The 21768-nt window shown below is 72.1% G+C and carries 25 protein-coding genes; 14 read left to right on the plus strand and 11 right to left on the minus strand.

The features are described from left to right. Positions 1-25: 25 nt before the first annotated feature. Together AB0K00_RS05505 and AB0K00_RS05510 are read right to left on the minus strand one after the other, a co-directional pair. The gene (locus AB0K00_RS05505) at positions 26-559 is read right to left on the minus strand and encodes a snapalysin family zinc-dependent metalloprotease (RefSeq protein ID WP_363515756.1); all 534 of its coding nucleotides are present in this window, start codon (positions 557-559) and stop codon (positions 26-28) included. A gap of 49 nt (positions 560-608) precedes the next feature. Continuing rightward, on the minus strand, positions 609-1205 hold the full coding sequence (locus AB0K00_RS05510) for a hypothetical protein (RefSeq protein ID WP_363516443.1): 597 nt from the start codon (positions 1203-1205) through the stop codon (positions 609-611). A 56-nt stretch (positions 1206-1261) separates the two neighbouring features. Here AB0K00_RS05510 and AB0K00_RS05515 point away from each other — a divergent pair, with 56 nt between their 5' ends. From AB0K00_RS05515 to AB0K00_RS05535, 5 genes are all read left to right on the plus strand, one after another. Then, complete coding sequence (locus AB0K00_RS05515) at positions 1262-1453, plus strand: hypothetical protein (RefSeq protein WP_354783821.1); 192 nt, start codon at positions 1262-1264, stop codon at positions 1451-1453. 29 nt (positions 1454-1482) lie between these two features. Then, complete coding sequence (serA, locus tag AB0K00_RS05520; RefSeq protein WP_363515759.1) at positions 1483-2700, plus strand: phosphoglycerate dehydrogenase; 1218 nt, start codon at positions 1483-1485, stop codon at positions 2698-2700. 365 nt (positions 2701-3065) lie between these two features. Continuing rightward, entirely contained in the window at positions 3066-3698 is a 633-nt protein-coding gene (locus AB0K00_RS05525) for a GPP34 family phosphoprotein (RefSeq protein WP_363515762.1), read from the plus strand. A gap of 31 nt (positions 3699-3729) precedes the next feature. Next, complete coding sequence (locus AB0K00_RS05530) at positions 3730-5268, plus strand: APC family permease (protein ID WP_363515765.1); 1539 nt, start codon at positions 3730-3732, stop codon at positions 5266-5268. Beyond that, positions 5265-5873: a GNAT family N-acetyltransferase gene (locus AB0K00_RS05535; protein ID WP_363515768.1), complete on the plus strand. Its 609-nt coding sequence runs from the start codon at positions 5265-5267 to the stop codon at positions 5871-5873. The genes AB0K00_RS05530 and AB0K00_RS05535 overlap by 4 nt, the downstream gene beginning before the upstream one ends. On the opposite strand, the gene AB0K00_RS05540 is transcribed toward AB0K00_RS05535, so the two are convergent. The 3 genes from AB0K00_RS05540 to AB0K00_RS05550 are packed head-to-tail and all read right to left on the minus strand — an operon-like array spanning position 5851 to position 8353. Next, positions 5851-7581: an ABC transporter substrate-binding protein gene (locus AB0K00_RS05540; protein ID WP_363515771.1), complete on the minus strand. Its 1731-nt coding sequence runs from the start codon at positions 7579-7581 to the stop codon at positions 5851-5853. The two genes, AB0K00_RS05535 and AB0K00_RS05540, sit on opposite strands and share 23 nt — an antisense overlap. 39 nt (positions 7582-7620) lie before the next feature. Continuing rightward, positions 7621-7983: a DUF1304 domain-containing protein gene (locus AB0K00_RS05545; RefSeq protein WP_363515774.1), complete on the minus strand. Its 363-nt coding sequence runs from the start codon at positions 7981-7983 to the stop codon at positions 7621-7623. Positions 7984-8029: 46 nt separating this feature from the next. Continuing rightward, entirely contained in the window at positions 8030-8353 is a 324-nt protein-coding gene (locus AB0K00_RS05550) for a hypothetical protein (protein ID WP_363515777.1), read from the minus strand. A gap of 144 nt (positions 8354-8497) precedes the next feature. Here AB0K00_RS05550 and AB0K00_RS05555 point away from each other — a divergent pair, with 144 nt between their 5' ends. Both AB0K00_RS05555 and AB0K00_RS05560 read left to right on the plus strand, forming a co-directional pair. Continuing rightward, entirely contained in the window at positions 8498-9127 is a 630-nt protein-coding gene (locus AB0K00_RS05555) for a maleylpyruvate isomerase family mycothiol-dependent enzyme (protein WP_363515780.1), read from the plus strand. A 161-nt stretch (positions 9128-9288) separates the two neighbouring features. Next, positions 9289-10662: a cytochrome P450 gene (locus tag AB0K00_RS05560; RefSeq protein WP_363515783.1), complete on the plus strand. Its 1374-nt coding sequence runs from the start codon at positions 9289-9291 to the stop codon at positions 10660-10662. On the opposite strand, the gene AB0K00_RS05565 is transcribed toward AB0K00_RS05560, so the two are convergent. Then, positions 10637-11134: a GNAT family N-acetyltransferase gene (locus AB0K00_RS05565; RefSeq protein WP_363515786.1), complete on the minus strand. Its 498-nt coding sequence runs from the start codon at positions 11132-11134 to the stop codon at positions 10637-10639. The two genes, AB0K00_RS05560 and AB0K00_RS05565, sit on opposite strands and share 26 nt — an antisense overlap. A 58-nt stretch (positions 11135-11192) precedes the next feature. Between AB0K00_RS05565 and AB0K00_RS05570 the strand changes: the two genes are divergently transcribed. Continuing rightward, on the plus strand, positions 11193-11387 hold the full coding sequence (locus AB0K00_RS05570) for a hypothetical protein (protein WP_363515789.1): 195 nt from the start codon (positions 11193-11195) through the stop codon (positions 11385-11387). Between the two features lie 4 nt (positions 11388-11391). On the opposite strand, the gene AB0K00_RS05575 is transcribed toward AB0K00_RS05570, so the two are convergent. Continuing rightward, a complete protein-coding gene (locus tag AB0K00_RS05575) occupies positions 11392-11916 on the minus strand; it encodes an XRE family transcriptional regulator (RefSeq protein WP_363515791.1) in 525 nt (174 codons plus the stop codon). Between the two features lie 50 nt (positions 11917-11966). Between AB0K00_RS05575 and AB0K00_RS05580 the strand changes: the two genes are divergently transcribed. Next, positions 11967-13265 (plus strand): benzoate/H(+) symporter BenE family transporter, encoded by a 1299-nt coding sequence (locus AB0K00_RS05580; RefSeq protein ID WP_363515794.1) that lies wholly within the window; start codon positions 11967-11969, stop codon positions 13263-13265. Here AB0K00_RS05580 and sigJ read toward each other — a convergent pair. Next, positions 13146-14048, minus strand: a complete 903-nt coding sequence (sigJ, locus tag AB0K00_RS05585) for an RNA polymerase sigma factor SigJ (RefSeq protein WP_363515797.1) — start codon at positions 14046-14048, stop codon at positions 13146-13148. The genes AB0K00_RS05580 and sigJ overlap by 120 nt on opposite strands. A gap of 131 nt (positions 14049-14179) precedes the next feature. On the opposite strand from sigJ, the gene AB0K00_RS05590 reads away from it, so the two are divergent. The 4 genes from AB0K00_RS05590 (at position 14180) to AB0K00_RS05605 (ending at position 17403) form a co-directional block, all read left to right on the plus strand. After that, on the plus strand, positions 14180-15238 hold the full coding sequence (locus tag AB0K00_RS05590) for an LUD domain-containing protein (RefSeq protein ID WP_363515800.1): 1059 nt from the start codon (positions 14180-14182) through the stop codon (positions 15236-15238). A 69-nt stretch (positions 15239-15307) separates the two neighbouring features. Next, the gene (locus AB0K00_RS05595) at positions 15308-15868 is read left to right on the plus strand and encodes a hypothetical protein (protein ID WP_363515803.1); all 561 of its coding nucleotides are present in this window, start codon (positions 15308-15310) and stop codon (positions 15866-15868) included. Further along, entirely contained in the window at positions 15862-16869 is a 1008-nt protein-coding gene (locus AB0K00_RS05600) for a TrmH family RNA methyltransferase (RefSeq protein ID WP_363515806.1), read from the plus strand. The genes AB0K00_RS05595 and AB0K00_RS05600 overlap by 7 nt, the downstream gene beginning before the upstream one ends. Before the next feature lie 93 nt (positions 16870-16962). Beyond that, a complete protein-coding gene (locus tag AB0K00_RS05605; RefSeq protein ID WP_363515809.1) occupies positions 16963-17403 on the plus strand; it encodes a VOC family protein in 441 nt (146 codons plus the stop codon). A gap of 42 nt (positions 17404-17445) precedes the next feature. On the opposite strand, the gene AB0K00_RS05610 is transcribed toward AB0K00_RS05605, so the two are convergent. Beyond that, on the minus strand, positions 17446-17976 hold the full coding sequence (locus AB0K00_RS05610; RefSeq protein ID WP_363515812.1) for a GNAT family protein: 531 nt from the start codon (positions 17974-17976) through the stop codon (positions 17446-17448). 127 nt (positions 17977-18103) lie between these two features. On the opposite strand from AB0K00_RS05610, the gene AB0K00_RS05615 reads away from it, so the two are divergent. Beyond that, on the plus strand, positions 18104-18931 hold the full coding sequence (locus AB0K00_RS05615; protein ID WP_363515815.1) for an alpha/beta fold hydrolase: 828 nt from the start codon (positions 18104-18106) through the stop codon (positions 18929-18931). 63 nt (positions 18932-18994) lie between these two features. On the opposite strand, the gene AB0K00_RS05620 is transcribed toward AB0K00_RS05615, so the two are convergent. Further along, the gene (locus AB0K00_RS05620) at positions 18995-20557 is read right to left on the minus strand and encodes a DHA2 family efflux MFS transporter permease subunit (protein WP_363515818.1); all 1563 of its coding nucleotides are present in this window, start codon (positions 20555-20557) and stop codon (positions 18995-18997) included. A gap of 111 nt (positions 20558-20668) precedes the next feature. Then, entirely contained in the window at positions 20669-21745 is a 1077-nt protein-coding gene (locus tag AB0K00_RS05625; RefSeq protein ID WP_363515821.1) for a hypothetical protein, read from the minus strand. Between the last annotated feature and the right edge of the window lie 23 nt (positions 21746-21768).

Below are 21768 nucleotides of genomic sequence, written 5' to 3' on the forward strand. Positions count from 1 at the left end.
TCTCGATCTTTCCGCGGAAGCCCCGTCAGCCCACGGTGAGGAGCTCGTCCTGCGGCGCCGCCGTCACCCCGGACGCGAAGTTCCGCTGGACCTGGGCCGCCTCGGCCGCGCTGGGGTTGGCGTTCGTGCACGACACCGGCGCGCTGCTGCCCGACATGAGGTCCGAGCACAGGCCGGTGCGGCGGTCCGGCAGGCCGAGAATGTGCCCGAACTCGTGCGTCGCGATCCGCAGTGGGTAGTAGCCGTCCACCACGGCCTCGCGTCCCATGTACCAGCGTCCGTTGCCGAGGCTGGTGGTGTACGTCCTGGGCCAGCCGTTGTCGGCGTAGACCCTGATGTTGGGTGTCCGGCCGGCGGTGACGGGCACCAGCCTGACATTGCTGACCCGGCCGTTCCACACGGTGGCGGCCTGGTTGACCACCGCCACGAACTCCTGTGCCTGGCTCGCGTCGTAGTAGAGGGTACGGGTGGCCGCGTGCGCGGGTGCCGCGCCGACCAACTGCACGCCGACCAGCGCCGCAAGGGCGAGCAGCACGGTGGCGAATCTGCGTCTGACCATGCCCAGAGGCTAGACTGGTATTGGCGTCAGTCGATATATATCAGTCGGCTCATACCGGCGGGAGCGTCACCGCGATCTCGTCGCCGAGGGTGGCGCCGTGCTGCAGGTCCAGGTCGTCGCCGCTCCAGAACTTGCCGGGGTCGTACCAGTTGGCGCGGCGGCCCTTAGGCAGCAGGCCCATCTCCTCGTAGGTGACGGCGACCACCTCCGCGCAGTACGCCGTCTCCAGAGACGACTCGTTGCGCTTGCGGATGTTCGGCACCCGGCCCTGGAACCAGCGGCCGGCCAGGCGGGCCGTGGACGGGAACGGGGTGCCGTCGAGGCGGGCGATGGTGCGCAGCACCGCCTCCTCCATCGCGGGGGAGACCTCGTGGTGCAGCTGGCGCAGCCACGGGCGCTGACCGTAGCGGCGACCCCAGACGAGGACGGCGTCGCGCAGGTTGTGCAGCTGTACCCCGCGCTGGTGGCCGCCGGTCCACAGGTCGGGCAGCGACCTGCCCAGCTCCGCGTGCCACATCAGCGGCGGCAGATCGTCCAGGACGACGGCCATGCCGACGTGGTTGACGGGGCTGTTGGTCAGCGTCTGGATCGCCCGGTCGGCCTTGGACCGGCCGCGGAACACCCAGAGGTCGCCCGTCCGGGTCATGGTGACGGCGTCGTCGAGATCGATAGCTCCCTGCACGACCAGTACCCTAAAGGCCCATGAAGGCGAAGTGGTGGAAGGTCCTCGGCCTGGCCGGTGTCGTGGGTGTCGCGGCGACCGGGGTGGTGGTCGCGCGGGCGGAGCGCCGGCGCCGGGCGTACACGCCCGAGGAGATCAGGGCGAAACTGCAGGAGCGGCACGCGGTCGCACAGGGCGGGACGAGTCGCGGGTCACGTACCAGTGACACGTAAGGTCACTTAGGGTAGGTGGGGTGCAGTCAATGACTTCCCAGAGCGACCCGGTGCGGGTTCTGTTCCTCGAAAACATCCACCCTGTCGCGGTCGAGCGGATGCGGTCCGAGGGATACGTGGTCGAGACCCTCGGGCGTGCGCTCGACGAGGACGAGCTGATCGCCAAGCTCGACGGGGTCCACCTGCTGGGCATCCGGTCCAAGACGCAGGTGAGCGCGGCGGCCCTCGCCGCGGCGCCACACCTGCGGGCGATCGGCGCGTTCTGCATCGGCACCGACCAGATCGACCTGCGTGCCGCGGCGGAGTCCGGGATCGCGGTGTTCAACGCGCCGTTCTCCAACACGCGCAGCGTCGTCGAGCTCGCCGTCGCGGAGATCATCGCGCTGACCCGGCGGCTCACCGAGAAGAACACCGGCATGCACGCCGGCGTGTGGGACAAGGACGCCGAGGGCAGCCACGAGGTCCGGGGCCGTTCGATCGGCATCGTCGGCTACGGCAACATCGGCACCCAGCTGTCGGTCCTCGCCGAGAACCTCGGGCTCAAGGTGTATTTCTACGACACCGCCGACAAGCTCGCCCTGGGCAACGCCCAGCGCTGCGACTCCCTCGACGAGCTGCTGGAGAAGTCCGACATCGTCACCCTGCACGTCGACGGCCGGCCGGGCAACAGCGGGTTCTTCGGCGCGGAGCAGTTCGGCCGGATGCGGCCGCGCAGCATCTTCCTGAACCTCAGCCGCGGCTTCGTCATCGACCACGAGGCGCTGCGCCACCACCTGGACAACGGTCACCTGGCCGGCGCCGCGGTGGACGTGTTCCCGAAGGAGCCGAAGGCGAAGGGCGACGAGTTCCAGTCCGCCCTGCGCGGCCTGCCCAACGTCATCCTCACCCCGCACATCGGCGGGTCCACCGAGGAGGCGCAGTCCGACATCGGCTCGTTCGTGGCGGAGAAGCTGCACAAGTATGTGCAGGAGGGCTCGACCACGCTCAGCGTCAACCTGCCGTCGCTCAACCTGCAGCAGGCTCCCGACACGCACCGCATCGCCCTGCTGCACCACAACGTGCCGGGCGTCCTCGCCGACGTCAACAGCATCTTCGCCAGCCACAAGGTCAACGTCGAGGGCCAGATCCTGGCGACCCGCGGCGAGCTCGGCTACCTGCTCACCGATATCGCCATCGACTACCCGGCGGAGATCCTCGCCCAGCTGTCCAACATGACCACGACCGTCCAGCTGCGCGTCCTGTCGTAAGGCCGTCCAGCAGCGCGTCCTGTCGTAAGAAACCACGGCGGCGCCGTCCCGGGTGATCCCCGCGACGGCGCCGTTCTGCGTCCGCCGGCGTTGCCCGGCTGCGGCGCATTTGCACCGCGGAAGCCCCGCGGACGCCGAAGTGAAAAACTTTCCTAATTGAAGGTCGTCATAGCGTGGCTGACCTCGCAATTGTCGTGCAACGGCGGCGGCCGGCACCGTTTCCGGGCTGTTAAAACAACGTTCGGGATTGAAGTGCGTCGCGGACAACCGCTACGGTGCATTCCGGACTTGGAGCGCCGGATTGCATTCACGGGGGACGACTGTGCGGCAGCGAGCGGAAAGGCACGCGGTTGCTGGCTGACCGCATGCGCCGGGAGCCGCTCGCCGACGACTTCTTCCGCCTCTGCCACGACGACCGCAGTGGCACCCTCCGGCTCTCCGACGACGCCACCAGGACCGGCCTGGCCTCGGCGCTGATCGGCGAGCTGGGCTGGGCGGGCATCCTCACCGTCGAGGACGGCCTGCTGCTGGTGCGCGGCGCGGCGACGCCCGGCGACTCGGTCGCGCACGCGGTTCTGGACGACATCCGCGGCGAGCGTAATCCCCGCGACGTGCGGACCTGGCTGGCCTACCTGTCGATGGAGGCCTATGAACGGGTCGCCCGCCGCATGGTCGCCGCCAATCACGTCATCCCCCAGGAGGGCCGGCGGCTGCTGCGCCGGTTCACCTTCTATCTGCCGACCGACACCAACGAGTACGTGTGGCCGCGCGTCCGGCTCGGCACGGCGTTGGCGCAGCGCAGGCCGATTGATCAGATCGACGTGCATCTGTTGGGTATCGCCGATGCCACCGGCCTGCTGCCGAACATTCTCGACGGCGGGGGTCAGGCGGCGCACGCCTACTTCGAGCACCTCATGCAGCAGTCCCACGCCGACGTGCAGGCCCTGATCCAGGAGACCAGGGTCGTGATCGGCAACAAGGTGATGAACGGACGTTAAGCAGCACCCCCTCACTTCCCCGGAGGACGTCATGCCTGTCACCGCGCCGCCGTCGGGCGGCTATGTCAGCAAGATCGATTCAGCACTGGATCAGAACAAGCTGACGGTCTTCACTGTCATCCTGATGGTGATCGCCGCCGCGGCGCCGTTCACCGTCATCGCCGGCGGTGCGACCGCGGGCTGGGCCGTCACCGGCGTCCTCGGCATCCCCGTCGCCTACGTCGCCATGGCCGTCGTGCTGGGCGTCTTCAGCGTCGGGTACACCGAGATGTCCCGGCACATCGTCAACTCCGGCGCGTTCTACGCCTACGTCGCGCAGGGACTGGGCCGCGTGACCGGCCTCGGCGCCGCCGGTGTCGCGGTGCTCGCGTACAACTTCATGCAGATCGGCCTGTACGGCGGGTTCGGCCCGGTGCTCAGCGGCCTGCTCAAGACCCAGTGGGACATCAAGCTGGACTGGTGGGCCTGCGCCCTCATCGCCTGGGCCGTGATCGGGATCCTGGGCGTGCTGAGCATCGAGTTCAGCGGCATCGTGCTCGGCGTGCTGCTCGGCGCCGAGGTCATCATCGCGCTGATCTTCTCCGTCGTGGAGCTCGCGCACCCGGCCGGCGGCACCGTCACGTTCGACACGGTCAACCCGTCGCAGCTGTTCAGCGCCGGCATCGGCGCGGCGTTCGCCACGGCCGTGGCCGGGTTCGTCGGCTTCGAGTCGACCGCCGTCTACAGCGAGGAGACCCGCAACGCGAAGCGGAACATTCCCCGCGCCACGTACCTGTCGCTGATCATCATCGGCCTGCTGTACGCGTTCTGCTCGTGGGCCATGTCGGTCGCCGCCGGCCCGGACAAGATCGTCGCGCTGTCCACGGAGAACTCCAGCGAGACGATGTTCGTGCTGGTGAGCCCGCACCTGGCGGAGATCTGGCTGACGCTGGGCCACGTGCTGTTCGTGACGAGCCTGTTCGCCGCGCTGCTCGCGTTCCACAACACCGCGGCCCGCTACACGTTCGCGCTCGGCCGGGAGCGGGTCCTGTTCAGCTGGTTCGGCGCGACCGGCCGCCGCTTCCGCGCCCCGATCTGGGGTTCGATCACGCAGTCGGTGCTCGCCGTCGTCGTCCTCGCCATTTTCGCGCTGAGCGACGGGCTGGACCCGTTCGTCCACCTGTTCTTCTGGTGGACCGTGACCGGCGGCTTCGGCGTGCTGATCCTGATGACGGTCACGTCGGTGGCGGTGCTGATGTTCTTCCTGCGCAACCGCGAGGGCGAGCTGGCCGAGGTCTCGCAGTGGCGGCGGTTCATCGCCCCCGCGATCGGCGCGGTGCTGCTGGCGGCGGTGCTGATCGTGACCGTCCTGGAGTTCGACACGCTGCTCGGTGTCACGTCCACCGACCTGGCGCGCTTCCTGTTCCCCGGCCTGTTCCTCGTCGTCGCCCTGATCGGCGCGGCGTGGGCGGCGTTCCTGCGCACCGGCAACCCGGCCACGTTCCGCGGCATCGGCCAGGGCGTCAACGCGGCGCTGCTGCCGGCCCAGCCCGCCGACGACGCCGCCGCGCACCGCGCCGGTCCCCGATGACGTCGACCTCCACCGCCCCGGCGCTGCGGCGCGCCGGGGCGGGCGACGCCGCAACCGTGGCGGGGGTGCTCGCCGCCGCGCTCGACGACACCGACATCGCCCACTGGCTGGTGCCGCAGGACGCCGCGCGGGCCGAGGTGTACCGGCGCTACTTCGACCTCGTCACCCCGTGGTTCGTCGAGCACGGCACGGTGTACCTGGCCGCCGACGGTTCGGCCGCGGCGGCGTGGGTGCGCCTCGACGGCAAGTTCGAGCCGGACATCGACGACTACGACCGGCGGCTGGCCCGTGCGTGCGGCGCCGCGACCGACCGGTTCGTGCGGCTCGACGTGGACATGCTGGCCGCGCATCCGGACGGGCTGACCCACGACTACCTGGCGTTCCTCGGTGTCGCCCCGGCCGCGCAGAACCAGGGCCTGGGCAGCCGGCTGCTGCGGGAGCACCACCGGGTCACCGACGGCGACGGTGTGCCGGCGTACCTGGAGGCGACCGGCCGGCGCAACGCCGCGCTGTACGCCCGGCACGGTTACGTGGACACCGGCGAGGTGCCCATCGGTGCCGGCCCACCCCTGTTCGCCATGCTCAGGCAACCCCGAACGCGGTGACGTCCCACATCCCGTAGTACTGGTTCACGAACACGTTGGTGAGTCTCGGGTTGCGGTAGTTGAGGACCTTGTCGTACGTCAGCGGCAGCATTGTCGCGGAGTCCATGACCGCCGCGTCGACCTGGGACCACAGCTTCGCGGCGGCGGCCGGGTCCGTGGTGATGCGGGCCCGGTCGATGAGGGCGTTGACGGCCGCGTCGGACAGCTCGGCGTAGTTGTTGTTGCCGCTGGGCAGGATGAGGCGGCCGTCGACGAGGGTCGGGAAGAAGCCGTAGCCGGTGGGGAAGTCCGCCGACCAGGCGCTCAGGATCAGCCCGTAGCCCTTGGCGTGCACGTTCGACGGGGAGCCGACGACCGAGCGGGCGTAGAGCGACGGGTCGGACGCCTCGATGCGGGCCTTGATGCCGACGGTCGCCAGGGCCGCCTGGATCGCCTCGGCGGTCTTGCCCGCCTTGGGGCTGTCGGTGGCCGCGATGACGGTCTCGAACCCGTCGGGCTTGCCGCACGCGGCCAGCTCCTCCTTGGCCTTCGCCGGCTGCGGCTTGCCGCTCTTCGTCTGGAACGGGTCGAGCGCCGGGTCGTAGCCGGGGATGCCCGGCGGCAGCATCGCGCCGGCGATGTCGCCGCCCGCGTCCGGCCCGCCGCGGGCGGTCTGCACGGTGGTCTTGTCCACCGCGTACTGCACCGCCCGCCGGCAGTGCACGTCGTTGAACGGCGGCACGGCCGTGCTCATCGCCGCGTACTGCACGAACCCGGTCGTCGGCTCGTCGGCGCGGGCCTTGAGCGCGGCGTCGAGCAGGACCTTCGGCTGGGTCGCGGCCTGCACGCCGCCCTGCCCGGCGTCGGCGTCGAGGTCCCCGTCCAGCAGCTGCTGGTCGATCTCGTTCGGGTCGGTGCCGATGACCACCTCGACGCGGTCCGGCAGCGCCCGGCGCACCGTGTCGGTCGCGCGGTCCCATGCGTCGTTGCGGACGAGGACGGCCTTCTTGCCCGGCTCGATCGACTCGAACCGGTACGGGCCGGAGGAGACCGGCTTGTCGCCGTACTTCGCGCCGGTGTCCTTGGCCGCCGGCACGGGCGCGGCGACGCCCATCGCCAGCAGGTACGGGAAGTCCGCGAACGGCTCGGCCAGCCGGAACGTGATCGTCTTGTCGTCCGGCGTCGAGACGCTCTTCAGGCCGGTGCTGTCCGCCCAGGGGCCGGGGTAGTGCTGCCCCTGGTCGAGCTGGTCGATGAGGTACGTCGGCCCGCCGCTGAGCTCCTCCTGCGCGAAGAGCCGCTCGATGCCGTGCCGCACGTCCTTCGACGTGATCGGCGAGCCGTCCTCGAAGCGGATCCCGTCGCGCAGCGTGAACGTGTACGTCAGCCCGTCGGCGGCGATCACGGGCGCGGCGGCGGCGAGGTCCGGGACCAGCTTCAGCCCGTCCGCGCCGGGTTTCGCGTCCGGCGTGAGCAGCGTCCGCGTGTAGAGCCGCTGCAGGTTGTACACCGCCGTCACGTACGAGCGGGTCGGGTCCCACGAGTCGACGTCGTGCGCGCTGGCGAGCCGCAGCGTCCCGCCGGCCGCCGTCGAGGGGTTGACGACCTCGGTGAGGCCGGCGTTGAACCCGCCGCCGGTGGCGCCCTCGCCACCCGGTTCGTCCTTCTTGGCGCACGCGCCGACGGCAAGGGTCAGACTCAGGGCCAGCAGACAGGGAGTGATCTTCACTTAACGCAGCGTAACCCTCCGGGGTTGCGCTGCAGGCGCTTAGTGCGCGATCAGGACCGCGACCAGGGCGAGCGCGCCGGGGAGCGCCTGCACGAGCAGGATCCGGCGGCTCGCGGTGGCGGCGCCGTACAGCCCGGCGACGATCACGCACACCAGGAAGAACACGCGCACCGCGAAGCCCACCGGGTCGTCGGCGATCATGCCGAAGACCAGCCCGGCGGCCAGGAAACCGTTGTAGAGGCCCTGATTGGCGGCGAGGGCCTTGCTGGCCTCGGCGAACTCGGCGGTCGTGCCGAACGCGGCCCGGGTCCGCGGCGCGGTCCACAGGAACATCTCCAGCACCAGGAAATACGCGTGCAGCGCGGCGACGAGGCCGACCAGAACCAGCGCGACGATGTTCACGCCGGACACCCTACCGGTCGGTATCCCGGGGGTTGCCGGGTGGCGGTCAGCTGGTCTGCACCCGGATCACGACCTGCGAGTCGGTCACCTTCTGCACGGTGATGTCGAAGCCCTGGGCCTGCGCGGTGCCGTCGACCGGCACGCTCACGGTGGTGCCGCCCACCTCGACCTTCACCACGCCGTTGTCGACGCCGACGAGCTTGACATCGACGCCCAGCACGCTGGACTCCGCCTCCACTCCGCGGTCGAACGTGACGGTGCACGCGTTGGTGGTGCAGTCCACGTTGTCGGAGCTGCACGCGGTCAGCGCGCCCATCCCGATGACCAGGGCGGCGGCGACCGTGGCAAGGCGGCGGGTCAAGGTCGTCATGACACGGCAGTCTAACCGGCCCGCGCCCGCCCCGATCTTCGCGCGTGCCGATGAGTCGCGTGCCGATGAGCCGCGGACCGATGAGTTCGGGGCCCGCCGCTCGTACACCCCGGTGGAAACGCTTCACGACGGAGGTTGGACGAGATGTCGCAGGATGACGCCGCGCGGGCCGCGGTGACGGCGGAGCGCGCCGAACTGGCGGAGGTCTTCGCGGGGCTGCGCCCCGAGCAGTGGGACACGCCGTCGCTGTGCGCGGGGTGGCGGGTGCGCGAGGTGCTCGCGCACACGACGATGCCGTTCCGGATGGGCGCCGGCGGGTTCGTCTGGGAGATGCTGCGCTCCGGCGGCCGGTTCAACCGGATGGCGGACCGGGTCGCCCGCCGCGACGCCGCCCGGATGCCGGCCGAGGCCCTGGTGCGGTCGCTGCGGGACAACGTCGCGCACCCGTGGTCACCGCCGGGCGGCGGCGCGGTCGGGGCGCTGTCGCACGAGGTCATCCACGGCCTGGACAGCACGGTCGCGCTCGGCCTGGACCGGCGGGTGCCCACCGACCGGCTGCTGCTCGTCCTGGACGCGATGCGGCCGCGCAACGCCGGGTATTTCGGTGTCGACCTCACCGGCGTCCAGCTGTCCGCGACCGACGTGGACTGGACCCGGGGGACCGGCGCCCCGCTGCGGGGCCTCGCCCAGGACCTGCTGCTCGTCGTCTGCGGCCGGCGGCTGCCGGCCGGTCACCTGGCGGGCGGCCCGGCGTCCAGGTTCACCGCCGGCTGACCGGTGCCGGCTGACCGGTGCCGGCTCGTCGGTGCCGGGCAGGCTCAGATGAGGATGAGACGGGGCACAGCGCTCGATCCTTACATACTGTCGTCGACCGTTCGCCGGATGGTGACCGAAGCGGGTGATTCATAGACTCCGGTGAAAGGGAGTGTGGGCCCGTGGAACTCTTCGACACCGCACTGCGCATCGACGCGCCGGGCCCTTCCGGGCTGCCGATCGTCAACAACCTCAAGCTGCTCCGCGACTCGGCCCGCTTCCTGCTGGGCAAGGTCGGGCCGTTCGAGCAGCCCGTCGTGCCGGTCACCGCCGGCAACGGATCCGTCGTCGTGGTCCGCGGCCGCGAGGGCGTGAAGCAGGTGTTCACCGACAACGTCGCGTTCCACCGCGCCGACGGGCTGTTCGACCTGCCGCCCGGCCGGCCGTGGTCGGGCATGTTCGACGCGGTCATCACCGCCAACGGCGCCGAGCACACCCGCCGCCGGAAGCTGCTCATGCCGGCCGTGCACCGCACCGCGATGACGCACTACGAGGCGGTGTTCGCCGACACGTTCGAGCGGTCCCGGTTCGCCGCCCCGGGATCCGCGGCGCACGCCGACCCGTTCGACCTCAAGCAGGAATGCCTGCGCATCTCCAAGGCCAACCTGATGCGCTGCCTGCTCGGCCTCGACGACGCCGACGGGCTCAGCGCGTTCGCCGACCAGATCGTCACCCTCGGCGCCGACGCCGCCGACCCCCGGGTGCTGCTGTTCAAGCGGGACCTGCCGTGGTCGCCGTACGGGCGGTGGCTGCGCCGGGTCGCCGGCGCCTACGACCGGCTCGCCGACCTGATCGCGCAGCGGCGGGCCACCGACCCGCGCCCGGACGCGCTGTCGATCCTGTGCCACGCCGTCGACGAGGACGGCGACCGGCTCACCACCGAGGAGATCGCGGGGGAGCTGCACGGGTTCTTCGCGGCCGGGTTCGAGACGACCGCGATGACGATGAGCCTCGCCCTCATCACGCTGCTCGGCAGTCCCGACCCGGACGCCACGCCACCCGACCCGGCGGGCGCGGAGGATCTGGAGGCGGCGCTGAAGGAGTCCCAGCGGCTGCTGCCGGCGGTGCCGATCACCCTGCCCCGCCGGGTCACCACGACGGTGGAGATCGCGGGCTCGCCGCCGGTACCGAAGGGGGCGCTGCTGTTCATGGCACCGCTGCTGGAGCACCGCAACCCGGCCGTGTACCCGTCGCCGCAGGTGTTCCGCCCGCACCGCTGGCAGCCGGGTGAGCCGGCGCCGAAGCAGTACGAGTTCATCCCGTTCGGCCTCGGTCCCCGCCGCTGCCTGGGTGCGGAGTTCGCCGACCGGCAGGTCCGCACGACGCTGTCGCTGATGCTGGAGCGCGGCCTGCCGGGGCTGGTCGCGTCCCGCGTCGACTACGGCATGGTCAACGGTGTCACCGCCGGCCCGCAACGCCCCGTCCCGGTCCGCGTGCACGGTCCGAAGTGGACGGTCCTGACCGGCTCCGTCACTGAAGTGTGGAAGCCGGCATGACCAGCCGCAGGTGGACGAAGTCGCGGCCGAGGGGGCCTTCCCGGGGCTCGCCGAACGGCTGCCAGCCGCGCCGCAGGTAGAACGCCTTGGCCCGCTCGTTGCCGTCCCACACCTCCAGGTGCCCCTCGGCGACCCCGGCGGCCTGCCAGACGTCGACCCCCGCGTCGTGCAGCGCGCCACCGACGCCGCGCTGCCAGTGCGCCGGGTCGACATACAGCCCGACGAGCCGCGCCGTCGTGGCCGGTGCCGGCGGGATCGGCGGCCCGAGCGCCAGGAACCCGACGGGGTGTCCCTCGGCGCCGTCAATGCACAGCACGGTGCGGTCGGGCGCGTCGACGCTGACGGTGTACGCCTCCCGCAACAGTTCCGTGTCGTAAAAGAACGGCAGGTCGCCGTAGTACGTGCGGCGGGCCACCTGGTGGATCGCGACGAGCGCGTCGACGTCGGCTGCCCGGGCCCGGCGGAGGTCCATCCGGCGACCCTGCCACACCCGGGGTTTGGCGGCTGCCCCGCCCGGAAACCTGTCCGGTATGGCCAACACCGACAAATACGGCGTCCCACGGGTCGACGACACCGTGGATGACGAGACCATCCGCGACGAGGCGGAACGGATCGCGGTGCCCGACTTCGACTACATCGGGCAGCCCGTCGACGCGGTCGTGGACGGGCTCACCGGGCACAGCCACGATGAGGACGAGGACAGCGAGGAGACCACCGTCGACTGACGACCTACCCGCGGGGGGTCCTGATCAGCAGGGTGGCGACGACCTCGTCCGGGCCGACGGTGCCGTAGACGTGCGGCACGTCGGCCGCCCACGCGATGTGCTCACCCGGCCCGGCGACCAGCGGCGCGCCGTCGGGGCCGGCCCGCAGCACCCCCTCGGACACCGTGACGTGCTCGGTCACGCCCGGCGCGTGCGCCGGCGAATGCTGCACCACGCCGGCGCGCACCCGCATGCGCAGCAGCTCGAACGTCACCCCCGGCTCGTCGAACACCTCCAGCAGCGTCGCGGTGACCGCCGACCCGCGGACGGGTTCGCCGTGCTGCTCCCGCACCAGCGCCGTCAGCGGTACCCCCAGCGCGCCGGCCACCGCATACAACGTCTCGAGCGTCGGGTTCCGGGTGCCGTGCTCCAGCCCTGACAGGGTGGCCTTGCCGATCCCGGCCGCCCGCGCCAGCTCCGACAGCGACATCCCGCGGGCGGCGCGCAGCTCCCGCAGCCGGTCCCCGAGACTTGTCCCGCGCTCCTCCACCTCGCTATGGTGACTGTTCCGTAAACGGAACAGTGTGTGGAGGGGGTCCGATGCGGCGGTTCGACACGGCCCAGCCGATCCTGGCCGGGCTCGTCAGCGCGGTCGTCGGCTACGCCAGCTCGTTCACCGTGGTGCTCGCCGGCCTCCGCGCCGTCGGCGCCACCCCGGCCCAGGCCGCGTCCGGGCTGCTCGCGCTGTGCACCGGCATCTGCGCCAGCGCGGTGTTCCTCGCCCTGCGGCACCGCATGCCGATCAGCATCGCCTGGTCGACCCCGGGCGCGGCGCTGCTCGTCGCCACCGGCCACGTCCAGGGCGGCTGGCCCGCCGCCGTCGGCGCGTTCCTCGTCTCCGCCGCGCTCATCGTGGTCGCGGGCCTGTCACCGTGGCTCGCCCGCGCGATCGCCGCCATCCCCCGCCCCATTGCCGGCGCCATGCTCGCCGGCGTCATCCTCAGCCTGTGCACCGCCCCGGTCCGCGCCGTCGTCGACGTGCCGGAGCTGGCCGTGCCGGTTGTGCTCACCTGGGCGCTGCTCACCCGCTTCGCCCGCCAGTGGGCCGTCCCCGGCGCGCTGCTCGCCGCCGTCGCCGCGATCGTCGTGCGCGGCGTCCATCTCACCGGCGTCTCCGTCGCCCCGGCCGCCGTGTTCACGGTCCCGACCTTCAACCTGCCGGCGCTGGTCAGCATCGCCGTGCCGCTCTTCCTCGTCACGATGGCCGCGCAGAACGTCCCCGGCATGGCCGTCATGGCCACCTACGGCTACACCCCGCCGCTGCGCGGCGTCCTGGTCACCACCGGCCTGGCCAGCGCGTTCGCCGCTCCGTTCGGCGGGCACGCGCTGAACCTGGCCGCGATCACCGCCGCCCTCACCGCCGGCCCCGACACCCACCCCGACCCGCGCCGCCGCTGGGTGGCCACCGCCGCCCTCGGCGCCGGGCAGCTCACCCTCGGCCTCGGCGCCGGCCTGGCGATGGCGCTGGTCCTGCTGTCCCCGCCGGTCCTCGTCGTCGCCGTCGCCGGGCTGGCCCTGCTGTCGGCCCTCGGCGCCTCGCTGGCCAGCGCCGTCACCGAACCCTCGGGCCGCGAGGCCGCCGTGGTGACGTTCGTGGTCACGGCGTCGGGGACGACGATCCTGAACATCGGCTCCGCGTTCTGGGGCCTGGTGGCGGGCGGCCTGACCGCCCTGCTGCTGCACCGCCGCGCCGCGCCCTCCCCGGCCCCGGCCCCGGCTTCAGCCGATCCGCCAGGGCCGGAGCTTCTCGGGGTTGCGGACGGCCCAGATGCGCCGGATCCGCGTCCCGGCGATCTCGAACGCGAACACGGTCGTGACGACGCCGTCCTGCCACGCTGACAGGCCGGGCAGGCCGTTGACCGTGCACTCCAGGAACGTCGTGCGCTCGCCCGCCACCCGCGCGATCTCGGCGTAGGCGCGGGCGATCCGCTCACCGCCCACGATCGGGTGCAGGTGGGTGACGGCCAGCCCGCCGCCGTCGGCGGTCGCGGTGGCGTCGGGGTCGAGCAGGCCGACCAGGGCGGCGATGTCCTTGGCCTCCCACGCCGCCTTGAACTGCCGGACGACGCCGGCCTGCGCGGCGCTCGGGCCCGCCGGGCTCCGCTCGGTGCGGATGCGACGGCGGGCGGACGAGGCCAGCTGCCGGCACGCCGCCGGGGTGCGGCCGACGATCTCGGCGACCTCGCCGAACGGGTAGCGGAAGACGTCGTGCAGGACGAACGCGACCCGCTCGGCCGGGGTCATCGCGTCGAGCACGACCAGAAAGGCCATCGTCACCGACTCGTCCAGGGTGACCTGCTCGGCCGGGTCGACCCCACCGGCGTCCCACTCGGTGGGCCCGGGCAGCGGCTCCGGGATCCAGTCGCCCACGTACGTCTCCCGCCTGGCCCGCGCCGAGCCGAGCAGGTTCAGGCAGATGCGGCTGGCCACCGTCATCAGCCAGGCGCCGGGCGACTCGATGGCCTGCTGCTCCTGCGCGGTCATGGCGTACCAGCGGGCGTAGGTCTCCTGCACGACGTCCTCGGCGTCGGCAAGGGACCCGAGGAGCCGGTAGGCGAGGTTGATCAGCCGGCGCCGCTCGCTCATGATCGCGCTGAGGCCGGGCTCGGCTCCGGTGGTCATGGTCTGGCCGTCTCCCTCGCTCGCCGTGTCGCCGCCACACATACGACAGGACAGCGCCGCGGAATGTGAGGCCTTGCATTTCGGTGGGCTGCGTTGTCGTACCCGGCGAGGACGACACCAAGGAGACTCCCATGAACGACTTCCAGGCCGTCGCGGACCGCGTCGAGATCGAGGCGCTGCGCGGCGAGTTCACCGACGCGGCGATGATGCGCGACCGGCCCCGCCTGGCGGCGCTGTTCACCCCGGACGGTGCCCTGCGCATGCCCAACATTCCCGTCGAGCTGGTCGGGCGGGAGGCGATCCTGGCCGGGGGCGAGCGGCTGCAGCGCCAGTGGGACTTCTTCGTGCAGACCACCCATCCCGGCACGATCGTGCTGGACGGCGACACCGCGACCGGCCGCGCCTACATCCAGGAGCTCGCCCGCACCCTCGACGGGCGCGAGGGTCTGAACTTCGCCGTGTACCACGACCGGTACCAGCGCACCGGCGACGGCTGGCGGTTCGCCGAACGGGTGTACGAGGTCAGGTACCTCGACACGTCCCCGCTGGCGGGCTCGGCACCCGCCCTGCCGTCTGCCGCCCCGTCGTTCGCCGACCCGGCGCCGGCCGAACGGCTGGAGCGGGCGGCCGCCGCGCTGCGCGCCAACGGCTTCGCCGCCGAGGTCCTCGACGACGCCGCGGCCGCGCGGGCCCGCGTCAAGGACCTGGTCCCCGCGGGCGCCAGCGTGTTCACCGGCGCCAGCGAGACCCTCCGGCTGTCCGGCATCGACGAGGACATCAACACCGGCGACCGGTACGACGCCATCAGGCCGCGCGTCCTGGCCATCGACCGGGCCACCGGCGCTGACGAGATCCGCAGGCTCGTCGCCAGCCCCGACTACGTCGTCAACAGCGTCGCCGCGGTCACCGAGACCGGCTCGCTCGTCCTCGCCTCGGCCAGCGGCAGCCAGCTGCCCGCCAACGCCGGCGGCGCCGCCCACGCGGTCTGGATCGCCGGCGCGCAGAAGGTGGTGCCCGACCTGAGCACGGCGCTGCGCCGGCTCGAGGAGCACGCCCTGCCGCTGGAGAGCGCCCGCGCCCAGGCGGTGTACGGCGTGCCCAGCGCCGTCAACCGCCTGCTCATCCTCAACGCGGATCACCACCCGGGCCGCGGCACCGTCCTGCTGCTGCGGGAGGCCATCGGATACTGACCCGCGGCGGCGCGGGGCGCGGAAACCGGTGGTGTGCCGGGTGGCCGGGCTGCTATCAAGGTCCGGTGAATGCCGTTGAGCCGTAGCCTGCACACCGACCCGTATCCGATGCGCGCCACCCGCCGGGCCGGCGCATCCGTGCCGGTGCGGGTCTGCCGGCCACGACCCGGGTTCGTCCATCCGGCCGGTCCGGCCGACGTCGGGCGGGTCCTGGACTTCTTCGGGGCGGCCGCGGCGTACGGCCTGCGCGGTGTCGAGCTGCGGCAGCGGCCGGCGGCCGGGACCGGTCCGGCGATCGCTGCGCTGCGCGTGCCCGGGGTCGTGGTGCTGTTCGAGCAGCCCGCGCCGCCGTGGGTGCTGCCCGGCCGGCTCACGGACGCGGCCACCGCGCGCCTGGAGCGGGCCGGCGCCCGGGTCACGGCCGGGCCGGCCGGCACCCTGGTGGACTGGCCCGCCGGCACGCTGCGCGACTTCATGCTCTTCGACGGCCTCATGCACGAGGTCGGCCACCACGTAATCCAGCACGCCGCGCGCAAGCGGCACACCCGCGCGATGCGCACCGCCGACCACGAGCGCCGCGCGGACGCGTACGCCACGCGGGCCCGGCACGCCTGGGCGACGCAATGCTGAACCCGTCGGCCCGCCTGGTCGGTGACGGCGTGGAGAACCCCGCCAACGCGGAGGCGCTCGCCGAGGCCGCGCGGATGTTCGCGGTGCCGTGCAGCTTCCGCGACAGCCGCGGCCTCGCCGGGCACCTGCCGGAGCTGTCCACCGTGGACACCGCCGCACTGCTCGGCGGCCCGGGCCCGCTCATCGCCGTGGACAACGCGCCGGGAGCGGAGTCGGTGTACCGGGCCGGCCCGCTGCGCACCGCGGCGTCCATCGTGGTCGGCAACGAGCGCCGCGGCATCCGCCCGGACGTCCTGCGCGCGGCGGCGAAAACGGTGCAGATCCCGATGCCGGGCCGCGGCGTGAACACCCTCAACGTGGCCACCGCCGCGGCCGTGGCCCTGTACTACCTGCTCGACGCGCACGGCCGCCGCAACGCCCGCGCCCCGCGCCCCGAGTCGCACCGCCCGGCCCTGCTGCTCGCCGCGCCCCGCGACCACGTCGAGGCCGGCAGCTCGCTGCGCTCGGCGGCCGCGTTCGGCTGGCAGAGCGTCGCGGTCGACGACCGCGAGAAGGTGTGGTTCGGCACGCCGCGCCCGGTCCGCACCGAGGCCCGCGCCGCCGCCCGCAGCCACCGCAACCCGCTGCGGGTCGTGCCGGCCGGCGACGCCTGGTCGCCGCCGCCCGGCGGCCGGGTCGTCGTCTGCGGGCCGGACGTCGACGGGCCACCCCTGCACCGCGCCGAGCTGACCGGCCCGAACACCGTCCTCGTCATCCCGGACGGTGACGGCTGGGAGCCCGGCCCGGGCACCGGGTTCGCCCGGGTCGCCCTGCCGGGTGTCGCCGGCCGCTACCGCCTGCTCACCGGCATCGTGCTCGCCGAGGCGGCCCGCCAGCTCGGCATCCGGACCGCCGCGGTGCCCCGCCCGCCGCGGCGCGGCCTGTCCTACGGCAGCGGCCTGGACCTGACCGTCCCGCCGGACGCCGACCTGGTCGAACCGTGGGAACTCACCCGGTACTGAACCCGGCGGCGCACGATGTCGAGAACGGCGTGGCGGCTCCGTCCCCGGGGCGGATGCGGCCACCGTGGCCGCACGGCAGCAAGGAGGCCCAGCATGACGATCCGGCGGATGGACAACGTGCTCATCGTCGTCGAGGACCTTGACGCGGTGATCGCGTTCTTCATCGAACTCGGCCTGGAGCTGGAGGGCAAGGGGCCGGTCGAGGGACGGTGGGTGGAACGGGTCATCGGTGTCGACGACGTCCGGCAGGACGTCGCGATGCTGCGGACCCCGGACGGCCACGGCCGGGTCGAGCTGGCGATGTTCCACACGCCGAAGGTGATTCGCTCCCAGCCGGAGGACGCGCCGGCGAACACCCTGGGCATCCGCCGCATCATGTTCGCCGTCGACGACATCGACGACGTCGTCGCCCGCCTGCGCACCCACGGCGCCGAGCTGGTCGGCGAGCTGGCGCAGTACGAGGACAGCTACCGGCTCTGCTACGTCCGCGGCCCGGAGGGCATCATCGTCGGACTGGCCGAACAGCTCAGCTGAGGGCCGTCGACGGCCGCCGCCGCGTGGCGACGCAAGCGGGCCCTAGGCCCGCATCGGGTCCGTGGACAGCAGGCTCATCAGGTACATGTCGAACCACTCGCCGTCGCGGCGGAAGCACTGCCGGTGACGGCCGTCCTCGACGAAGCCGACCTTGTCGTAGACCCGGCGGGCGGCGACGTTCTCGGTGACCACCCACAGGTGGATGGAGTGCAGCCGCATCTCCTCGAAGCCGTAGCGGCACATCAGGCGGGTGGCCTCGGTGGCATACCCGTGCCCCCAGCTGTCCTTCTCGCCGAGGTAGACGTCCAGCTCGGCCCGCCCGATCTCGGGCACCGCGCCGCTGAGCCGGACCAGCCCGACCAGCCGCGGCTCCGCCAGGGTCTCGATGCCGAAGAGCACGTCGCCGTAGGTGTTCGGGCCGCGCTCCTCGCCGCGGGCGATGTAGCGGGCGAGGGTCTGGCGGTAGCCGTCGAACATCCAGCGCATTACGTCACGGTCGTTGTTCCACCGCCACAGTGCCTCCCACTCGTCCGGCTCGATCGGCCGCAGTCGCACGAGCTGCCCGGTCGTCATGCGCAGCAGGCTAATCGTCGGCCGCCGATCCGCGCAGCCGGTTTCACCATCCCGCCGGTCCGGTTGTGCCCCGGCGGTGCGGCGCCGTAAACTGCAAACAGCGTTCGCATAAACGAGGGAGGGCCTGATGCGGATCGACGAGATCACGTCCGGTGACGGCGCGAGCATCCCGGTGTATTCGACCGGTGCCGGGCCGGGCATCGTGATCCTGCACGGGGGCGGAGTCTCGCATCGGGACTACCAGCGGCTGGCGACCGCGCTGTCGGACCGGTTCACGGTGCATCTGTACAACCGGCGCGGGCGGGCGGACACGGCGCCGCTGACCGGCACGGAGACGGTGGAGACGGACCTCGCCGACCTCGGCGCGGTCCTGGAGCACACCGGCGCGCGCAGCCTGTTCGGGCACAGCGGCGGCGGGTTCACGGCACTGCGGGCGGGGCTGAGCCTGCCGGTGGAGCGCATCGCCGTGTATGACCCTGCGCTGCTGGTCGACGGTCGCCCGTCAGGGAACTTCCTCGACGAGTTCGAGCGGCTCGTGCGCGCCGGGGACCACGCCCGCGCGATGACGGTGATGGCGCGCGCGACGTACCCCGACGACATCGGGGCGAAGGTGCCCTTCGGGGTGGCACTGGGCATGACCAGGCTGTTCCTGCGCACCTCGGTCGGGCGCCGGTTCGTGGAGGCCATGCCGACGATCCCGCCGGAGATCCGTCGCATCCACGACCACGGCGGGCCGGCGAGCGACTACGCCGGCATCACCGCGGAGGTCCTGCTGACCGCCGGTTCCGGCAGCCCGCGGTACTTCATGCAGAACTGCCAGGCGATCGCCGACGTGACCCCGCGCGGCCGGGCGATGCTCATCCCCAGGTCGTCACACAACGCGGCCAATGTCGCCCGGGAGGGCTTCGTCAAGCCGTTCGCCGACTTCTTCGCCGGATCGCTGAAGGCCGCCTGAGCCACGGAAACGGCCGCCCCCGAGTGCTGGGAGCGGCCGTTTCGTCGTACTTGGGAGCCGGCGTCAGTGCACGATCACCGGGGTCGCCGCGCCGGTCGGAGCTTCGTCGCCGAGCGGCGTCTTCTCCTTCTTGCGCGGCAGGAAGGCGATCGGGATGAACGTCGCCAGCACGAGGGCGAAACCGACCCAGAACGTGTTGGCGAACGAGTCCGACACGAACGCCAGGCCCTTCTCGAACAACGCCGGCGGGACCTGCGCCTTGATCTGGTCGGAGTGCTGCGCCGCGATCGCCAGGCCCGCCTCGGTGACCGGCGGGTTGGAGCCCGGCACCAGGTCGGACTCGTTGAGGTTGCTGGTCAGGATCACCGACATCACGGCGGAGCCGACGGAGCCGCCGATCTGCTGCAGGATGTTGACCAGTGTGGAGCCGCGGGCGACGTCGGCGTGGCTGAGGCTCTTCAGCGCCGACGTCATGATCGGCATCATCGTGCCGCCCATGCCGAGGCCCATGACGAACAGCGAGCCGCACAGCAGCAGGTAGGACGTGTCGGTGCCGACCTGGGTGAAGGTGAAGAAGCCGGCGGCGATGAGTGCCATCGCGAACGGCACGGTCCGCCCGACCGGGATCTTGTCGGCGAGCACGCCGGCGATCGGCATGGTCAGCATTGCGCCGATGCCCTGCGGGGCCATCAGCAGGCCGGCGTTGAGCGTGGACTCACCGCGGACCTGCAGGAAGTAGCTCGGGAACAGCAGACCGGCGCCCATGAACGCGATGATGAACACGAACAGCGTGATCGTCGCGATGGTCAGCTTGCGGTTCCTGAACAGCCGCAGGTCCAGCAGTGGGTGCTCCGGCTTGAACGAGTAGAGCACGAAGCTGATGACCAGCAGCCCGCCGACGAGCATGGGCAGCCACACCTTGGTCGCGCTGAAGGTGCCCTCGCCCGGCAGTGACGACACGCCGAACAGGAACAGTGCCAGACCCGGCGACAGCATCGCCATGCCGAGGAAGTCGAAGGACTCCGACGGCTTCGGGTCGTCCTTCGGCAGCGCGAACGCGGCGTAGACCAGCGCGACGGCGCCGATCGGCAGGTTGATGAGGAAGATCCAGTGCCAGCTGTACGAGTCGATGAGCCAGCCGCCGAGGATCGGGCCGGTGATCGGGCCCAGGAGCATCGGGATGCCGAGGATCGCCATGAGCCGGCCGATGCGCTCCGGGCCGGCGGCCCGGGTCATCATCGTCATGCCCAGCGGCATGAGCATGCCGCCGCCGAGGCCCTGCAGGACCCGGAAGCCGATGAGCATGCCGATGCTGTCGGCGAGGGCGCACAGGCCCGAGCCGATCGTGAAGAGCGCCAGCGCGACCATGTACAACCGCTTGGTGCCGAAACGGTCCGCCGCCCACCCGGTGAGCGGGATGACCGTCGCCAGCGCCAGGGTGTAACCGGTCATCGTCCAGGCGACCGTCGCATACGAGGATTTGAACTCGGTCTGGAACGTCGGCAGCGCCACGCTGACGACCGTGATGTCGAGGATCGACATGATCGCACCGAGGACCACGACCCCCGCGATCTTCAGCACCGCGGCGTCGATTTTGGTCGATGCCGTGGCCGTTGGATTCGTCACAAAAACCCTCCTGATCGAGGTCACCGGCGGTCTGAAGCCGGGAACCAGCCTACGCGGGCCGATCACAATTCGAGCACACGTTCGATCACGGCCGCTGACAGGGGTTAGGGCCTACGCCAGCTGCCGCAGGTCCAGCACGTGCCAGTCCGTCGGATCCGGGCTGCCGGTGGACCACCAGACCATGTTCCCCCGCGCCGTGACCACGCCGACGTCACTCGCAAGGACGATGGTCCGTCCGGTCGGCAGGTCATACGCGAGCAGCCGCAGCGACTCGCCCTCGACGCCGGTCAACAGCTCGAACCGGTCCAGGAGTCCGACGTCGACACCGATCGCGTTGACGTCACCCGGCAGGCGCCGCCGGTCGCTGCCGTCGGCGTGCATGACGTCGACCAGATTACGCCCGCTCGCGGTCTCCGCGATGGCGCGGCACCATTCCGGGGTGCACAGCACCGTCTCCGCCGCGGTCGCCGGCACGGGCTGCCGCCGCCCGTCGGCCCGGTTCAGCAGCGTCGGCGCACCCGGGTCCACACTGATGAGCCAGGGCCAGGCGCTCCACCGGAACCGGCCGTCGATGACCTCCGTCGTGACGGCGCCGCCCCCGAGCGCGACGGAGCGCACCTCGGTCTTCGGCGCGTCGTCGGGGGTCGCCGCGACCCAGTGCAGCCGCCCCTCGGCGACGACGAGGTCGTACTGGGACTCGAAGAACACGATCCCGCCCGTGTCGGCGGTCAGCGCGACCGGCGGGCCCGCGGCCGCGGCGACCGGGGCGCGCCACAGCCGCGTCTCGTACGGCCCGGCCGCGGTCGCCGAGGACTCCGCCCAGTACAGGATGCCGTCCGCGGCGGTGAGCCCCAGCCACTGCGGGAACCGGTCCTTCGGCACGCTGCGCAGCTCGCGCGGCGCGCCGGCGCCCCGCAGCAGGAGCCGCTCCGTGCGGCCGTCCGCGGACGGTGCCGTGCCGACCGAGGTGCCGGTGTCCAGGTACAGCAGCGGGGTGTAGATCGCGCCGTCGGCGAGCCGCGCCGGCGTCACCCCCGGCTGCAGCGTCGCCATCACCGTCCCGCCCCCGGACGGCGCCACGGCCGGCGCGACACCCGGCGGGGCGTCGTGGGACGTCGGCGAGAACAGCAGCCAGCCGCCGACGACGAGCGCGGCGGCGAGAGCGATCAGCGGTCGGGCCGGTCTCACGGGGCACCACCTTACGGGAGGTC

It is taken from the genome of Dactylosporangium sp. NPDC049525 (assembly GCF_040676755.1).
In the GTDB taxonomy this organism is placed as follows: domain Bacteria; phylum Actinomycetota; class Actinomycetes; order Mycobacteriales; family Micromonosporaceae; genus Dactylosporangium.

Excerpts from the sequence above, each read along its gene's own strand:
- AB0K00_RS05590 (WP_363515800.1), top strand. The coding sequence starts at position 14,180 with ATGAACGACTTCCAGGCCGTCGCGGACCGCGTCGAGATCGAGGCGCTG.
- AB0K00_RS05525 (WP_363515762.1), top strand. The coding sequence starts at position 3,066 with ATGCGCCGGGAGCCGCTCGCCGACGACTTCTTCCGCCTCTGCCACGAC.
- AB0K00_RS05505 (WP_363515756.1), bottom strand. The coding sequence starts at position 559 with ATGGTCAGACGCAGATTCGCCACCGTGCTGCTCGCCCTTGCGGCGCTG.
- AB0K00_RS05555 (WP_363515780.1), top strand. The coding sequence starts at position 8,498 with ATGTCGCAGGATGACGCCGCGCGGGCCGCGGTGACGGCGGAGCGCGCC.
- AB0K00_RS05565 (WP_363515786.1), bottom strand. The coding sequence starts at position 11,134 with ATGGACCTCCGCCGGGCCCGGGCAGCCGACGTCGACGCGCTCGTCGCG.
- AB0K00_RS05595 (WP_363515803.1), top strand. The coding sequence starts at position 15,308 with ATGCCGTTGAGCCGTAGCCTGCACACCGACCCGTATCCGATGCGCGCC.
- serA (WP_363515759.1), top strand. The coding sequence starts at position 1,483 with ATGACTTCCCAGAGCGACCCGGTGCGGGTTCTGTTCCTCGAAAACATC.
- AB0K00_RS05515 (WP_354783821.1), top strand. The coding sequence starts at position 1,262 with ATGAAGGCGAAGTGGTGGAAGGTCCTCGGCCTGGCCGGTGTCGTGGGT.
- AB0K00_RS05605 (WP_363515809.1), top strand. The coding sequence starts at position 16,963 with ATGACGATCCGGCGGATGGACAACGTGCTCATCGTCGTCGAGGACCTT.
- AB0K00_RS05610 (WP_363515812.1), bottom strand. The coding sequence starts at position 17,976 with ATGACGACCGGGCAGCTCGTGCGACTGCGGCCGATCGAGCCGGACGAG.
- AB0K00_RS05510 (WP_363516443.1), bottom strand. The coding sequence starts at position 1,205 with ATGACCCGGACGGGCGACCTCTGGGTGTTCCGCGGCCGGTCCAAGGCC.
- sigJ (WP_363515797.1), bottom strand. The coding sequence starts at position 14,048 with ATGACCACCGGAGCCGAGCCCGGCCTCAGCGCGATCATGAGCGAGCGG.
- AB0K00_RS05615 (WP_363515815.1), top strand. The coding sequence starts at position 18,104 with ATGCGGATCGACGAGATCACGTCCGGTGACGGCGCGAGCATCCCGGTG.
- AB0K00_RS05580 (WP_363515794.1), top strand. The coding sequence starts at position 11,967 with ATGCGGCGGTTCGACACGGCCCAGCCGATCCTGGCCGGGCTCGTCAGC.
- AB0K00_RS05570 (WP_363515789.1), top strand. The coding sequence starts at position 11,193 with ATGGCCAACACCGACAAATACGGCGTCCCACGGGTCGACGACACCGTG.
- AB0K00_RS05550 (WP_363515777.1), bottom strand. The coding sequence starts at position 8,353 with ATGACGACCTTGACCCGCCGCCTTGCCACGGTCGCCGCCGCCCTGGTC.
- AB0K00_RS05600 (WP_363515806.1), top strand. The coding sequence starts at position 15,862 with ATGCTGAACCCGTCGGCCCGCCTGGTCGGTGACGGCGTGGAGAACCCC.
- AB0K00_RS05535 (WP_363515768.1), top strand. The coding sequence starts at position 5,265 with ATGACGTCGACCTCCACCGCCCCGGCGCTGCGGCGCGCCGGGGCGGGC.
- AB0K00_RS05530 (WP_363515765.1), top strand. The coding sequence starts at position 3,730 with ATGCCTGTCACCGCGCCGCCGTCGGGCGGCTATGTCAGCAAGATCGAT.